General features: G+C 66.0%; 13 protein-coding genes and 2 pseudogenes. 13 read left to right on the top strand and 2 right to left on the bottom strand.

The window, feature by feature from the left end; translation table 11 throughout:
• Positions 1–9: 9 nt before the first annotated feature.
• The 9 genes and pseudogenes from pyrC (at position 10) to CR159_RS09710 (ending at position 9,466) form a co-directional block, all read left to right on the top strand.
• Complete coding sequence (gene pyrC / locus CR159_RS09755) at positions 10–1,053, top strand: dihydroorotase (RefSeq protein ID WP_033470473.1); 1,044 nt, start codon at positions 10–12, stop codon at positions 1,051–1,053.
• Positions 1,054–1,139: 86 nt separating this feature from the next.
• On the top strand, positions 1,140–2,813 hold the full coding sequence (gene ilvD / locus CR159_RS09750; protein WP_086077262.1) for a dihydroxy-acid dehydratase: 1,674 nt from the start codon (positions 1,140–1,142) through the stop codon (positions 2,811–2,813).
• Between the two features lie 53 nt (positions 2,814–2,866).
• A complete protein-coding gene (bioA, locus tag CR159_RS09745) occupies positions 2,867–4,198 on the top strand; it encodes an adenosylmethionine--8-amino-7-oxononanoate transaminase (RefSeq protein WP_086077261.1) in 1,332 nt (443 codons plus the stop codon).
• Between the two features lie 17 nt (positions 4,199–4,215).
• Positions 4,216–4,382, top strand: a pseudogene (locus CR159_RS21825) (thymidylate synthase); the annotation flags it as partial.
• Between the two features lie 381 nt (positions 4,383–4,763).
• Positions 4,764–5,210 carry a TIGR03757 family integrating conjugative element protein gene (locus CR159_RS09730; RefSeq protein WP_033470469.1) on the top strand — a complete coding sequence of 149 codons (447 nt, stop codon included), beginning with the start codon at positions 4,764–4,766 and terminating at the stop codon, positions 5,208–5,210.
• The gene (locus tag CR159_RS09725; RefSeq protein WP_033470467.1) at positions 5,207–6,151 is read left to right on the top strand and encodes a TIGR03756 family integrating conjugative element protein; all 945 of its coding nucleotides are present in this window, start codon (positions 5,207–5,209) and stop codon (positions 6,149–6,151) included. The genes CR159_RS09730 and CR159_RS09725 overlap by 4 nt, the downstream gene beginning before the upstream one ends.
• Positions 6,152–6,161: 10 nt before the next feature.
• Complete coding sequence (locus tag CR159_RS09720) at positions 6,162–7,568, top strand: integrating conjugative element protein (protein WP_033470466.1); 1,407 nt, start codon at positions 6,162–6,164, stop codon at positions 7,566–7,568.
• Positions 7,565–7,918: a hypothetical protein gene (locus CR159_RS09715; protein WP_033470464.1), complete on the top strand. Its 354-nt coding sequence runs from the start codon at positions 7,565–7,567 to the stop codon at positions 7,916–7,918. Before CR159_RS09720 ends, CR159_RS09715 begins: the two co-directional genes overlap by 4 nt.
• A gap of 15 nt (positions 7,919–7,933) precedes the next feature.
• Positions 7,934–9,466, top strand: coding sequence for a conjugal transfer protein TraG N-terminal domain-containing protein (locus CR159_RS09710; protein WP_033470462.1), 1,533 nt, complete (start codon positions 7,934–7,936; stop codon positions 9,464–9,466).
• A gap of 28 nt (positions 9,467–9,494) precedes the next feature.
• Here the strand turns inward: CR159_RS09710 and CR159_RS09705 are convergent, their stop codons facing one another.
• Complete coding sequence (locus CR159_RS09705; RefSeq protein ID WP_439650516.1) at positions 9,495–9,857, bottom strand: DUF3742 family protein; 363 nt, start codon at positions 9,855–9,857, stop codon at positions 9,495–9,497.
• 231 nt (positions 9,858–10,088) lie between these two features.
• Between CR159_RS09705 and CR159_RS09700 the strand changes: the two genes are divergently transcribed.
• The 3 genes from CR159_RS09700 to mobH all read left to right on the top strand — a co-directional run bounded on the left by CR159_RS09700 (position 10,089) and on the right by mobH (position 13,809).
• On the top strand, positions 10,089–10,847 hold the full coding sequence (locus tag CR159_RS09700) for a type IV toxin-antitoxin system AbiEi family antitoxin domain-containing protein (protein WP_033470458.1): 759 nt from the start codon (positions 10,089–10,091) through the stop codon (positions 10,845–10,847).
• Positions 10,840–11,760, top strand: coding sequence for a nucleotidyl transferase AbiEii/AbiGii toxin family protein (locus CR159_RS09695; protein WP_033470456.1), 921 nt, complete (start codon positions 10,840–10,842; stop codon positions 11,758–11,760). Before CR159_RS09700 ends, CR159_RS09695 begins: the two co-directional genes overlap by 8 nt.
• Positions 11,761–11,964: 204 nt before the next feature.
• Complete coding sequence (gene mobH / locus CR159_RS09690; protein WP_033470454.1) at positions 11,965–13,809, top strand: MobH family relaxase; 1,845 nt, start codon at positions 11,965–11,967, stop codon at positions 13,807–13,809.
• An 8-nt stretch (positions 13,810–13,817) separates the two neighbouring features.
• Here the strand turns inward: mobH and CR159_RS09685 are convergent, their stop codons facing one another.
• Positions 13,818–14,072 (bottom strand): helix-turn-helix domain-containing protein, encoded by a 255-nt coding sequence (locus tag CR159_RS09685; RefSeq protein ID WP_102073820.1) that lies wholly within the window; start codon positions 14,070–14,072, stop codon positions 13,818–13,820.
• Between the two features lie 107 nt (positions 14,073–14,179).
• Between CR159_RS09685 and CR159_RS09680 the strand changes: the two are divergent.
• Positions 14,180–14,803: pseudogene (locus CR159_RS09680) on the top strand (substrate-binding domain-containing protein); the annotation flags it as partial.
• Between the last annotated feature and the right edge of the window lie 315 nt (positions 14,804–15,118).

Raw genomic sequence — 15,118 nt, 5'->3', positions numbered from 1 at the left:
ATCCCATCAATGGCCACAGCACGCCTGACCCTCACCCGTCCCGACGACTGGCACCTGCACCTGCGCGACGGTGATGCACTGGCCGCGGTCCTGCCCGACACCGCGCGGCGGTTTGCGCGCGCCATGGTCATGCCCAATCTCGATCCACCCGTGCGCACGGTGGACGAGGCCCGCGCCTACCGCGCGCGCATCCTGGCAGCGCTGCCGGCGGGCATGGCCTTCGAGCCGTTGATGACGCTCTATCTCACCGACCACACCACGCCCGAAGAGATCCTGCGGGCCAGGGCGAGCGGTTTCGTGCACGCGGTGGGTGAAGCCTTTCTCGTTGGCGCAACAACCAACTCTTCATTTGGCGTCACCGATTTCGCGCGCTGCGACGCGGTGTTCGCGGCCATGGAGGAGACCGGTCTGCCGCTGCTGCTGCATGGCGAGGTGACCGATCCCGAGATCGACGTGTTCGACCGCGAGGCGGTGTTCATCGAGCGACATCTGCAGCGCATCATCGAGCGTTTTCCGCGCCTCAAGGTGGTACTGGAACACATCACCACGCGCGAGGTGGTCACGTTCGTCGAGCGGGCCGGCCCCAACGTGGCCGCCACCATCACTGCGCACCATTTATTGCTGAATCGCAACGCGATGTTCGCCGGCGGCATCCGCCCGCATGCCTACTGCCTGCCGGTATTGAAGCGCGAGCCGCACCGCCAGGTGCTGATTGCCGCCGCCACCAGCGGCAACCCGAAATTCTTCCTCGGCACCGACAGCGCCCCGCACCTGCGCCGCGCCAAGGAGTCGGCCTGCGGTTGCGCCGGCATCTACACCGCGCACGCCGCCATCGAACTGTATGCAGAGGCCTTCGAGCAGGCCGGCGCGCTCGACCGGCTGGAGGCGTTCGCCAGTTTCCACGGCCCCGATTTCTATGGGCTGCCGCGCAATACGGGGCGCATCACACTGGAGCGCCAGGACTGGACCGTGCCCGAGGAGCTGCGTTTCGGAAAGGAAACAGGCGTGCCGCTGCGCGCCGGGGAAACGATTGCGTGGCGGTTGGCAGAGTGAACTCGTAAGGCATTCGTTTGCAAGATTCCACACCCAATGTCCCCGGTCACGGCGCTTTGGGCACGGCTCATATCAGGAGATAAATCATGCCCGACAACCGCAGAAGCAAAACCGTCACCCAAGGCGTGCAGCGCTCGCCCAACCGCGCCCTGTTGCGCGCCACGGGGTTCGACGATGGGGATTTCGACAAACCCATCGTCGGCGTGGCGAACGCGCACAGCACCGTCACGCCGTGCAACATGGGCATCGGCGCGCTCGCCGCGCGCGCCGATGCCGCGTTGAAAAAAGCCGGTGCCATGCCGCAGATGTTCGGCACCATCACCATCTCGGATGGCATTTCGATGGGCACCGAGGGCATGAAATATTCACTGGTGTCGCGCGAGGTGATCGCGGATTCCATCGAAACCGTGTGCAACGGCCAGAGCATGGACGGGGTGCTCGCCCTCGGCGGCTGCGACAAGAATATGCCGGGGGCGATGATCGCCATCGCGCGCCTCAACATCCCGGCGATCTTTGTTTATGGCGGCACCATCAAGCCGGGCCACTATAAGGGCTGCAATCTCACCATTGTGAGCGCCTTCGAAGCGGTCGGTGAGTACACCGCGCATAAAATTGACCAAAACGAGTTACTGGAGATCGAGCGCCGCGCCTGCCCGGGCGCGGGCTCCTGCGGCGGCATGTATACCGCCAACACCATGGCCTCGCTCTTCGAGGCCATGGGCATGAGCCTGCCGTATTCCTCGACCATGGCCGCGGAGGACGCGGAAAAGGCCGACAGCGCGGCGAAATCGGCCGAGGTGCTGGTGCAGGCGATCCGTAAACAAATCCTGCCGCGCGACCTCCTCACCCGCCGGGCGTTCGAGAACGCCATCGCCGTGTTGATGGCGCTGGGCGGCTCCACCAACGCCGTGCTGCACCTGCCCGCCATCGCGCACGCCGCGGGAGTGAAGCTGACACTCGATGATTTCGATGCATTCAGCAGGCGCGTGCCGGTGCTGTGCGATCTGAAACCGTCCGGACGCTACGTCGCCACCGATCTACACCAAGCGGGCGGCATCCCGCAAGTGATGAAGATGCTGCTCGCCCACGGCCTGTTGCACGGAGACGCGCTGACCGTGACCGGCCAGACTCTGGCCGAGGCGCTCGAGAGCGTGCCCGAAGAGCCGCGCCATGATCAGGATGTCATCCGGCCCTGGGGCCGGCCCATGTATCCGCACGGCCATCTCGCCATCCTCAAAGGCAATCTTGCCATCGAGGGGGCGGTGGCCAAGACCAGCGGGGTGAAGGTTCCGAGGATCACAGGCCCCGCACGTGTGTTCGACTCGGAAGAGGCGTGCATGGAAGCGATCCTGGCGCAGAAAATCAAGGCGGGCGACGTGGTGGTGATCCGTTACGAAGGCCCGAGGGGCGGCCCCGGCATGCGCGAGATGCTCTCGCCCACCTCCGCCCTGGTCGGCGCGGGCATGGGTGACAGCGTGGGTTTGATCACCGACGGCCGTTTCTCCGGCGGCACCTACGGCATGGTGGTCGGTCACGTTGCACCCGAGGCCTTTGTGGGCGGCACGATCGCGCTGGTCGAGGAGGGCGACTCGATTACCCTGGACGCGGAACAACGCTTGCTGCAACTCAACGTGCCCGAGGACGAAATCGCGCGCCGAAGCAAAGCTTGGCAACCGCCTGCACCCCGCTACACGCGGGGCGTATTGGCGAAGTACGCCAAGCAGGTATCGTCGGCGAGCAAGGGGGCGGTGACCGATTGAAGCCATGACAGATCTGACTCGAGCGATGGGAGCCGCCCTGGCACAGGCTGCCGATGGGAATTGACAGCGAAGTCAAGGTTGGGCCGGACTGGGCGGACGCGCTGGCCTTCGACCGCGCCCATCTCTGGCATCCCTATGGCTCGATGACCGATCCGCTGCCGGCGTGGCCGGTGATCGGTGCCGAGGGGGTGCGCTTGAAGCTCGCCGACGGGCGCGAACTGGTCGACGGCATGGCCTCGTGGTGGGCGGCGATCCACGGCTATAACCACCCCCGGCTCAACCGCGCGGTGGAGGATCAACTACGGGGCATGGCGCACGTGATGTTCGGCGGTTTGACCCACGCGCCGGCGATCGAACTGTCGCGGCGGCTGGTGGCGCTGACGCCCGCTCCGCTCGAAAAGGTATTTTTGTGCGACTCGGGTTCGGTGGCGGTGGAGGTGGCCATCAAGATGGCGATCCAGTACTGGCAGGCCCGGGGCCGCCCGGACAAGCGCCGGTTGCTCGCTCTGCGTGGTGGCTATCACGGTGACACCTTCGCCGCCATGTCGGTGTGCGACCCGGTAACCGGCATGCACCACCTCTTCAGAGGGACACTGCCCGAGCAGCTCTTCGCGCCGCGCCCCGGCTGCCGGTTCGACGACGCCTGGAATCCGTCCGACATCGCCGGGTTCGCGCGCCTGATCGAGACGCACCGCGACGAACTCGCGGCGGTGATTCTGGAGCCCGTCGTGCAGGGCGCGGGCGGCATGTGGTTCTACCACCCCGAGTACCTGCGCCAGGTGCGCGCCCTGTGCGACGCGCACGGCGTGCTGCTGATCGCCGACGAGATCGCCACCGGCTTCGGGCGCAGCGGGAGGCTGTTCGCCTGCGAGCACGCCGGCATCGCCCCGGACATCCTGTGCCTGGGCAAGGCGCTCACCGGCGGCTACCTGACGCTCGCCGCCACGCTCACCACCGCCGAGGTCGCGGAGACCATCTCCCGCGGCGGCGCCGGCTGTTTCATGCACGGGCCGACCTTCATGGCCAATCCGCTCGCCTGCGCCGTGGCCGTGGCGAGTGTCGACCTGCTGCTGGATCAGGACTGGCAGGCGCGGGTGCGGGACATCGAGCGCCAATTGCGCGCGGAACTGGCCCCCTGTGCCGCGCTGGCGACGGTGCGGGAGGTGCGGGTGCTGGGCGCGATCGGCGTCATCGAGATGCATGCGCCGGTGGACCTGCGCGCGCTGACGCCGCGATTCGTGGAGGCCGGGATCTGGCTGCGTCCTTTCGGCCGCCTGGTCTACATGATGCCGGCCTACGTGATCGAGCCGCAGGACCTTTCGCTATTGACGGGCGCGGTTCGGCGCGTCCTGTCGGAGATCGATGGACGTGGGGCAATGCGATGAGCGGAAGCGGCGACTCGATGGAGCGGCAATTCCTGCGGTTGTTGCGTCACGTCCTCGCGCATGGGGCGCTAAAAAAAGCGACCGCACCGGCACCGGGACGTTGAGCCTGTTCGGCCATCAGATGCGCTTCGACCTGTCGGCACGGCTCCCGCTGCTGACCACCAAGAATATCCACCTCCGTACGGGGAGAACCACGCAATCGGCTTCATGGTGGGCTATGTTCTCTCCGGCTCGCCTCCGGACTCCGCGGATGGCGTCAACGCTTACTTGAGACGAGTTTCGCGCTCGGTAGATCGCCTCGCCCCGAGCGACATCAGTGAAGGGACTTGGCAGAGCCTACATGCGCGCTCCAAGCCGTCGATGCCGATTCGCTTGCATCATGCGTTTCTTGGGTTCGCGGGCACCTCAGCGTCGCGCGCCTGACCTCCGCCTCCTACAGGAGGCAAACGCAATGCTCACAACGGCATAGGCATGAAACCGGCAGGGCCCGACTGCGGTTTCTTTGTCGCGCCACATCGGCACTTGAAGTCGACTGCGACCTTGATCGATTTCAAGGACACCCGATATGCCGGCCCCCTTCTTCAGGGCTTCGCCCCAGCTGCTGATCATCAGCATTGCCCCCGGACTGTGGGCAGTTCTGTTCATGTTCAGCCAGGCTGCGGTGGCGGCGGACGTGCTCGTCGTCACCGACAGCCGTCATCCGGTGCAGGCCCTGGCCGGCGTGCGTGTCATCGAGCTGGACCAGCCGGCGCACATCGAGGCCGAACTCACGGCGCACCTGCCCGCTGACCCAGCCCAGGCGGAGGCCCTGGTACGGCAGCGGCTGCTCGATGGCGGCGCCGACCTGCAGCGCCGAATCGGCCAGGCCTACCAGGGCGTCGCCGATGCCTGGGGACTGGGCATCGTCAAGATCCCTGCTGTGGTGGTCGATCGGCGCTACGTGGTCTACGGCGAGCCCGACGTGGCCCGCGCCGTCGCGCGCATCGACGCCTACCGGAGCGCACGCCCATGAGCCGCCTGATGACTTCCCGGCGCCTGCGCGCCATCGTCGCCTCGCTGATGCTGGGCGCGGCCACCTCGGCGTTCGCCCTGAACACCGCCACCATCGTCTCTTCGGCGTTGTCGCCCGACTGCCTGGAGTACCGTGTCGTCGGCATCTGCTACTGGCTGTACTGCACGCCGTTCGGCTGCTCGGTGCGCACCTCGGTGAAGGTACGCCACTACGTGCCCGATGCCGTCGTGTCGAGCTACAGCAACACGGGTGAGAACCCCTGGCTGGAAGTGCGGGCGATGAGCATGCCGAATCCGACCGCCAAGGCCGGCGGCGACGGCACCACCAACCACGACAACGAGAACAACCTGGCGAAGTTCAAGAACGCTGACGTGATCGGCCACCCCGCCGGCCTGGTGTTCAGCCAGTTCGCCGCCACCTCCGGCTACTCCTGCGAGGGTGCGGGCACGGCCTTCATGCCCTACCTGCTGAGCACGCTCGATACCATCGCCTGGCGCTACAACATCCCCGAAGCGTTCTACCCCGAAGCTCTGATTCCCGGACGGCGCGAGATCGGCACGCGCGCCGGCCTGAACCTGTGGGGCAACGTCTATCCGCGTGGCGGTTTCCTGCACCAGACCGACGACTACAAGAGCGGTGCCGTGGTCGCGCAGCGTGCGGGTGACATCGTGACGCGCCGCGGCCAGATCCACGTGTACCAGCCGCTGCTGGCCAACGCCCGCGACGGCTACTGGCCGGCCGGCGCGCTGATGGAGACCGACGCCTCGACGGGCAAGTGGCAGGAGCTGACGCCCACGCTCTCGAACAGTTGCGTGGTCTTCCCGCACAGCCGCACCCGCGTGCAGGCCCAGCAAGGCGACTACGCCTGGGCCTTGTGGCGGCCGTACTCCTGCTGCCGGCGCCGTGGCCAGGTCTTCCTCGGCAGCGTCGATTTCATGTGAGGAACCCACGATGAACGCCTCCCTCCCTGACTTCCTGCGCCGCGCGAAGTCGCACCTGCGGGCCACGCTGCTCGTGGCGGCCATCACGCTGGCCGTCGGCGCCGCCTGGGCGCAGACCCGCATCGACCCCAATGGCGTGAATGTCAGCGGCAGCGTGATCGGCGACGACGTGCTCTACAGCATCGGCGGTGGCCGCGCCGTGTCCATGGGCGGTGCGGGGAACATGCAGAGCATCGGTGTCGGCATCGGCTGGAACAGCAACCTCATCTGCGGCGACATGAGCATCACCACGACGCTGCAGAACCAGTTGAACGGCCTCACCAATGGCTTCCAGACGATCATGTCGAACGTGATCCAGAACGCTACTGCCGCGGTGGCGTCGCTGCCGGCGCTGATCATCCAGCGCGCAGATCCCGGGCTCTACAACCTGCTCACCAACGGCATCTTGCAGGCGCGGCTGGACTTCGACCGCTCCAAGATGACCTGCCGTGCGATCGCCGAGCGGATGGCCGACATGGCTGGCGGTCAAGCCGGCTGGAACCAGCTCGCCGAGGGCCTGGCGCTGCGCGATGCGGTCGCCAGCACCGATGCCGTGTCCGCCATCGAGCAGGCCGAGACCAACCGGGGCAACAACGGCGTGCCCTGGGTTGGCGGCAGCAATGCCGGCGGCAACGGCCAAAGCTCGATCAAGGTGGTGGGCGACGTGACGCGTGCGGGCTACAACCTGCTCAACGGCCGCAGCGTCGGCGATGCGTCGCCGATTGCGTCCAGCGCCTGCGGCAACCGCCTGACCTGCCAGACTTGGCCATCGCCGCAGGCGGCCTCGGCCTGGGCGATCCGCGTGCTGGGCGAGCGTGAGCAGCGCACCTGCGAGAGCTGCACCAAGACGCAGACCACCCCAGGCGTCGGGCTCACGCCGATGATCCAGGAAGAGTACGAAACCAAGCTGCAGTCGCTGCAAGAGCTGGTGACAGGGGCGCGGCCGACGACGCCGGCCCATCTCGAAGCCGCCGGCAGCAGCTCGCTGCCGATCACCCGTGGCGTGATCGAAGCGCTACGCGACGAGCCCGATCAGGACGTGCTGGGCCGGCGTCTCGCATCCGAGGCCGCACTGTCGAGCGTGCTGGAAAAAGCCTTGCTGCTGCAGCGCACGCTGCTGACGGGCAAGAAGGAGCCCAACGTCGCAGCCAACGAGCTGGCCGTGCAGGCGGTCGATCAGGAGAACGCCGCGCTGGAGCAAGAGATCAACAACCTCAAGACCGAGCTGGAGCTGCGGCGCACGTTGGCCGGCAACTCGGCGATGGCGATCATCCAGCGCCACAGCACCCGCGCCGCCGGCTCGCGCGGTGTCTTCGAGGGCGACACCACACGCGACCGGCTGCGGGAGATCGAGAAGCCGCGGAGCGGTACGCCATGAGCCGGCTGGCCTGGCTGCGGCTGCCGTGGCTGTTCAACCGCCGCGTTGGCGTGGCGCTGCTGTGGACCTTGCTGGTGGTCGCCGCCGCGGTGGCGGTGAACATCGCGGGCATCCACGTGGTCGGCGGCGTCGATGGCTGGGAGAACTGGTTGAGGGCGCATGCGGGCCACTTCTTCCTGTGGCGGCTTCTGCTCTACGCAGCAACAGCCTACGGCTGGTGGTGGATGCGCGGGCGCCTGCGGCAACGTGAACCGTCGGCCGAGGCGCATCAGCGCCTGCGGCGCACGGAGATCGCGGCCGTGACAGCCCTCGTGCTGCTGGAAGGCAGTCAGTTGCTGCGGCACGGCTGAGACCGGGAGACGGGCATGACGCTCTACACGACGGACTATCTGGAGTACTACCTCACGCTGGTGGGCTGGATCGTCAACAACGGCATCTGGAACCTGCTGGTGGCCAGCGGCGTGTTCGCGCTGCCGTTCGTTGTCATCGTCATCCACGAATGGCTCCGGGCGCGCAGCGAGGGCGCGGACGAAGGCAACAAGGGCGTGCTGTCCTCGCTGCGCATCGAGAACCGTGTGTGGGTGGCCATCGTGGTGATCCTGTTCGCCGGCATCCCGTTCGTTCCGGTCGACCTCAGTATCATCCGCTTCGACACGACCCGCTCCGCACAATGCCAGGTCAATGTCCCGCAGCCCCAGGACACGGGCTGGTCCAACGCCTACACCACGCTCAACAACCAGAGCGCGCTCGTGCCGGTGTGGTGGTTCGCCATGCACGCGCTGTCGAAAGCCGTGACGGGCGCGGCGGTTGCAGCGATTCCCTGCGGCACGGACCTGCGGCAAATACGGATGGATGTGGATGCCACGCGCACCGACGACCCGGTGCTGGCCCAGGAGGTCGCAGACTTCACACACGACTGCTACGGGCCTTCGCGCGCCAAGCTGTTCATGAATCGGCCGACGCTCACCGAGGAGCAGATGAACGACGTGACATGGATCGGGTCGAGCTACTTCCTCAGCACGCCGGGCTTCTACGACACCTACCGCTCCAAGACGCCGCGCATCGTCTGGCCCTATGACGCCACGCGCGATGCGGGGCTGGCTCAGGTGGACAGTGGCGGCGGCTATCCGTCCTGCCGGCAGTGGTGGGCCGATGGCAGCCAGGGACTGCGCAGCCGGCTGCTGGCACAGGTCGACCCGGACCTGCTGACCCGCATCGGCCGCTGGGCGGGCTTCCTGTCGCAGAGCGAGGTCAATGATTCGGTGATCCGCGCCGTGGTCTCACCGCGACAGCAGAAGATGAACCAGGGCGCCGTCTACACCGACTACGGCGGGCAGATCGACAAGACCTTGCCGAACATCGTCACGCGCGGCGCGAGCGACCTGGGGCTGACCGTGGGCTCGCTGGGCTTCTTCCCGGCGATGGACGTGGTGCGTCAGGCGCTGCCGATGGTGCTGACGATGCTCAAGATGGCGCTCGTCATCTGCATCCCGTTGGTGCTCTTGGTGGGCACCTACGACCTCAAGACGACGGTGACGGTGAGCTGCGTGAAGTTCGCGCTGTTCTTCGTGGACTTCTGGTTCCAGCTCGCGCGCTGGATCGACAGCACGATCCTCGACGCGCTCTACGGCTGGGGCTTCGGCGCGAACCGGCCGCACAGCAACTTCGATCCTTTGATCGGTCTGAACAATGCGTTCGGGGACATGCTGCTGAACTTCGTCATGGCGATGATGTTCATCGTGCTGCCGACGTTCTGGGTGATGGCACTGGCCTGGGCTGGTGTACGGGCAGGCAATATCCTTGGTGCGCTTACCGTCGCTACCGGCGACGCAAAGGCGGCTGGAGGTAGTGGTTCTCGCCTTGCGATGACAGCTGCATCGAAAGGCGGCGCGAAGTAAAACGCATCCTTTCGTACCGATGGGGCAGCTACGACTCGTCAGAGTCGCCCATGTCGTGGCGCCACTCGTTCTTGTCGTACAGACCATGGCCGGAGTGTCCTTCACGCCACTCTGGCTGGTTCTCATCATCCGCATCGGCGTTCCGCGCAAGCCATGCGGCGGCCACCGCAAAGACCAGCAGCAAGGCCAGCCAGGATGCAGCGTAGAGCAGGACACCGAACACGGCGAGCTTGACGATCCAGAGCACCGCCTTGGCCGCATCTGCAGGCACTCCACGCGCCACCAGCCAGCCGGCGGCACGTTGCTCACGACGCAGGTAGCCACGCCAGGCGCGGCCAGCCCCCCGGCCCAGCCGGTGGCTCCAGCGCCCGTTGTGCGTGTTGGTGGTCATGCTCATGTGCCTCGGTTTCAGTGGTGCCTCACCTCATGGGGGGAGGCGTTGTCGTTCGCCCTCCAGCATAGACCGCGATCCAGAAGGCGAGGTTGCGATCGGCGAGTCGGATTGGCCTGGGCTGCCGATCATGATTAGATTATGCTCCAAAAGTAAAACATGATGCTACTTTCTGTGCAAATGTCTGTGGCAGCGCTAGGGCGTGATTGGATTTCGTGTTATTTTTATAACATGGATGGAAATTCCAAGCACCAAGTAATCAAGCGTCTGCAGGCGGAGCTTCCCCGCGGAGCACCGTTCGATCTGGCCACCCTGAGCCAGTTCGGGGTGTCGCCCCAGCTCGCTGCCCACTACGCCGACGGGGGCTGGCTCGTGCGCCTGGCCCAGGGTGTCTATGCATTCCCGAACGATGACTTTGGGGTCTACGGTGCGCTGAAGTTCCTGCGGCAGCGCGTGCCCGGCCTGCATGTCGGCGGCAAGAGCGCCCTGGCCCTGCAGGGCGTGCGGCACAACCTGAGCAGCCGCGACACGCTGGTGCTGTGGGGCGACAACCGCTACGCGCTGCCGGTCTGGTTCACCTCGCGCTTCCCGGCCCGCTACGTCCATGCCCGCCTGTTCGACTGGCCGGACACGGCGCTGGCCAGCAAGACCCTGTCCACGCCGCCTGGCCTGCCCGAGGATCTGCGGGTGGCAGCCCCCGAGCGTGCCGTTCTGGAGCTGCTGTACGAAGCCGGTGTCAAGCAGAGCCTCGAAGAAGCGCGCAACGTCTTCGACGGACTGCGCTCGCCCCGCAAGGACATGCTCGGACAACTGCTGTCCTGCTGTACCAGCGTCAAGGCCGTGCGCCTGTTCCTCACCTGGGCGCGGGAAACAAGCCTCGTGGACGTCGATGCCTTGCTGGAACAGTACCCGGTTCGCACCGGCAGCGCCACGCGCTGGATGAGCCGACTCGACGACGGCAGCCTGTTGAGTCTGAAGTCCCATGGATAAGACCTACGCGGACACCGTTCGCCTGCTGCTGGCTGTCGCGCCCGATGTTTTCGCGAATGGCATCTTCGCTATGAAGGGCGGCACGGCCATCAATCTCTTCGTGCAGGACATGCCACGCCTGTCGGTGGACATCGACGTGGTGTACCTCCCGTGGCAGACGCCGCGCGACGAAGCGCTGCAAGCCATCAACCAGGAACTGGCCGCCATCGCCGCGCGCGTTGCACCACTGGGTGTGCAGACACGCCTGGTTCGCGCCAAGGACCTGGGGGACACCAAGCTGATCGTCGAGAACGACGTCGGCCAGGTGAAGATCGAGGTCAATGTCGTGTTCCGTGGCAGTGTGCTGCCCGTCGAGCGGCGACCACTGAGCGCCAAGACCCGCGATCTGTTCGGCGTCGAGTTCGAGCTGCCGATCCTGGCGCCGGACGAGCTGTACGCCAGCAAGCTGGTGGCTGCGCTGGATCGACAGCATCCGCGCGATCTGTTCGACGTGTGGCAGCTCTACGAATCGGGCGGCATCAGCGATGGCATGGTCGAGTGCTTCGTGGTCTACCTGGCCGGGCACAACCGGCCGCCCCACGAAGTGCTGTTCGGCAACGACAAGGACATCGCCGGCGAGTACGAACGGGCCTTTGTCGGTATGGCCGAAGTGGACTGCCCCTTGGACACGCTGCTGGACGCTCGCGCGCAGTTGCGAAGCGAGTTGCAGCAACGGCTGACGAAGGCGCACAGGCGGTTCCTGAGCGGCCTGGTACGCGCAGAACCGGACTGGTCGCTGGTGCAATGCCAGCACGCCGCGCAACTGCCGGCACTGCGCTGGAAGCTCAACAACCTGGAGACCTTTCGCAAAAAGCGCCCCAAGGACTTCGCCGCGCAAGCCGCTGCGCTCGATGCCGGCCTGGGCCAGATCTGACGCGGCGGCAGAAGTATTCCCGGCTTGCCGGGGTTGCCCCATGCCGCATTGATTGCGGCACGCGACACGCGCTGCCCCTATACCCAAAGGCTTCCAAAAAGGCCGCAAGGGCTGGGAAGGGGCAAGGGAATGGGGCCAAGGGGAAAGGCCCTACCCGAAAAGGCCGAAAGGCACCCCTGAGCAGCCTCTCATCCGAGGTTCGCCATGCTCTCGCTGTTTCGCAAACGGATGCTGCCGGCCTCCGGCGCACCATCCACTCCCTCCACCGAGACACCCAAAGGGCTGACGCGGCCCGAGTCGGCCGCATCGCTGCTGGCAACACCGCGCCGGCAGAAGCTGCTGGAACACATCTGGCAGCGCACCTCGCTGTCGCGCGGGCAATTCGCCACGCTGTACCTGGCGCCGCTGGAACGCTACGCCGAACTGGTCCAGCAGTTCCCTGCGTCCGAAAGCCACCACCACGCCTATCCGGGCGGCATGCTGGACCACGGCCTGGAGATCGTCGCCTACGCGCTGAAATTGCGGCAGTCTTACCTGCTGCCTGCGGGCGTCACGCCAGAGGCACAGGCGGCGCAGGCCGAAGCCTGGACCGCAGGCACGGCCTACGCGGCCCTGCTGCACGACATCGGCAAGATAGCGGTCGATCTGCACGTCGAGCATGCCGACGGCAGCGCCTGGCATCCCTGGCACGGCCCGGTGCGAAAGCCCTACCGCTTTCGTTACCGAAAGGAGCGTGAGTACCGCCTGCACAGCGCCGCCACCGGGCTGCTCTACGCGCGCCTTCTCGATCGGGACATCTTCGACTGGCTCAGCGGCTATCCCGACCTCTGGGCCGCGCTGCTGTACGTGCTGGCCGGCCAGTACGAGCACGCCGGCACGCTCGGCGAGCTGGTCGTGCAGGCCGACCAGGCATCGGTCGCCCAGGAACTCGGCGGCGATCCCAGCAAGGCGCTGGCGGCACCCAAGCATGCGCTGCAACGCAAATTGCTCGACGGCTTGCGCTACCTGCTCAAGGAAGAGTTCAAGTTGAACCAGGGCGGCCCGGCGGACGGTTGGCTGACCCAAGAGGCTTTGTGGCTGGTGAGCAAGACCGTCTCCGACAAGCTGCGCGCACATCTGCTGTCGCAGGGCATCGACGGCATCCCGGCGAGCAATACGGCCGTGTTCAACGTGCTGCAGGATCACGGCATCGTGCAACCGACGCCGGATGGCAAGGCGATCTGGAAGGCTACCGTCACCAGCGACGCCGGCTGGTCGCACGCCTTCACCTTCCTGAAACTCTCGCCGGCGATGATCTGGGATGCCGCCGATCGGCCGGCGCCGTTCGCAGGCCGTGTGCAGGTCGAAGAGGAACAAGCGGAGCCGCAGGCGCCGGCGGTGGCCGATGTGCCGCGCGCGGAAGGCATCGATGCTGCACCCGCGAGCACGGCGCCGATCGCATCCGCAGCCACAGACCCGGGCGTGGCCGCGCTGCTCGACCTGCTGGGCGACACCACTGCACCTACAGCACCGGAGATCCCGAGTTGCCCTGTTGCCGAGCCCGAGCCGGCCCCTTTGACCGTGCCACCGCCGCAGATGAACCTCGTGCCTTCCCAGGATCGCGCGGAGCCCTCCGGGGCGCACTTCATGGCCTGGCTGCGTCAGAGCATCCAGACGCGCAAGCTGATCATCAACGACGCCAAGGCTCTGGTGCATACCGTCGCCGGCACGGCCTACCTCGTCAGCCCCGGCGTGTTTCAGCGCTATGCACAGGAGTACCTTCAAGTCGCCGCGCTGGCCAAGCAGGAGAAGCTGGAGGGGTGGCAGTGGGTGCAGAAGCGGTTCGAGAAGCTGGGGCAGCACCGCAAGCAGCCCAGCGGGCTGAACATCTGGACCTGCGAAGTCACGGGGCCGCGCAAGTCGCGCCGGCTGCACGGCTATCTGCTCGCCAGCCCGGATGCGCTGTTCCAGGAGACGCCGCCAGACAACCCATACCTGCGGCTCCTCAACGAGGCCGCAAAGCGCGAAGATTCAGCCTTTGGCGGCAAGGACAACGACGATCAGGGGTAAGGCCGGCTTCAATCTGCGGATGGGGCCGACTCCGCCAGCTTGGCTTCGGTCAGAGTCATCAAGTGAGCAGAACTGCATTTCAGCGCGCGGGCGATCTTGCCCATGTGCGACCGTTCGATGCCAGCCAAGTGGGCCAGCGTTTCCTGAGCGATACCCTGGTTGGTTCTTTCTTCCCGCACGGCGGCCCCAAACGCGATGGCTGGTTCCGCTTCGTAGGTAGTAGTGCCGACGGGGCGGCCTCTTTGGATCGAACGCTTTTGCATTGCCAAAAGCGTCGAACAAGGTCACGATTTAAACCACGTTAAACTTAACTCATTCAATGGCTCCGAGATCAGTTGCCACGACATTCACCGCCTGGGGGGAGCTGGACGTGGAATCGAGCGACATCACCGCCGAAATTCGCATGGCCGTCCTCGGCGAATGGGTGCCTCCCCAGCTCGCCGACGTGCTAGCCCTGCAGCGCGCCGAAGAGCCGGAGACCCATGCCGTCCTGGCTGGATGGACAGATCCCGGTCGGGGCGCGGAGCTGCCGGGCGACGGCTTCGACTTCGCCTTGTCTGCGGTTGCCCGGCAGTGGCCTGGCTGGGTATGCGAACCGCTGTGGCATGACACGCTGGCGGTCGCCGTGGCCAAGCGCTCCCACTTGCTGGCCTACCGTGAAGTGCCGTGCCAGGAAGTGCTCAAGCAGCCGTTGATCCGTGCGCAGTCAACGGCCGGCGAGCCGTGGCGCGCTGTGGCGCAGCGTGTCCTCGGGGATGCGCTGCAGGATCGGGAGCAGCTGGTCAGCTCCTTCGACATCGCGATGACGCTCGTGTCAGCCGGGTACGGCCTCGTCGTCGCGCCGTCTGCGAGGCTTGCTGGCTACCTGAACCGCGGCATCGCCGCGCGGCCGCTGGCTGGCGCACCGACCGTCGTGATGGCTTACCTCCTGCATCCCCTGGCGCGCCTGACCGAACCCATGGCGAGGTTCATCCAACGTGCTCGCAGCGTGTCCGGGGACCTCGAAGTACCTACTGAGCAACGTCGTGCTCTGCGGATACCACTGTTACTGAACAGGCCATCCGGCCACGTGAGCACGTGGCCCGACGATCATAGTCATCGCCTGTAGCCGGCGGCACGCGGCCAGAAGCCGACGCTCGATAAGGAGGACTTATGGCGAGCTATGGCATGCATGGAGGCTCTCTGGTAAGCTGTGCCACTTGATTCTTAGCTACAGTTCTCAGTCATGAACATCCTTCTATTTCTCGGCGGGCTTTTCTTGCTGGTCATGGGTGCCAGCTTGTTGGTGCGAGGCTCTTCCAAGCTGGCC

Origin of the sequence: Pollutimonas subterranea (genome assembly GCF_002849655.1) — a bacterium.
Taxonomy (GTDB): domain Bacteria; phylum Pseudomonadota; class Gammaproteobacteria; order Burkholderiales; family Burkholderiaceae_B; genus Pollutimonas; species Pollutimonas subterranea.
Note: the sequence above shows the minus strand (reverse complement) of the source record. Positions and strands in the feature narration are given on the sequence as shown.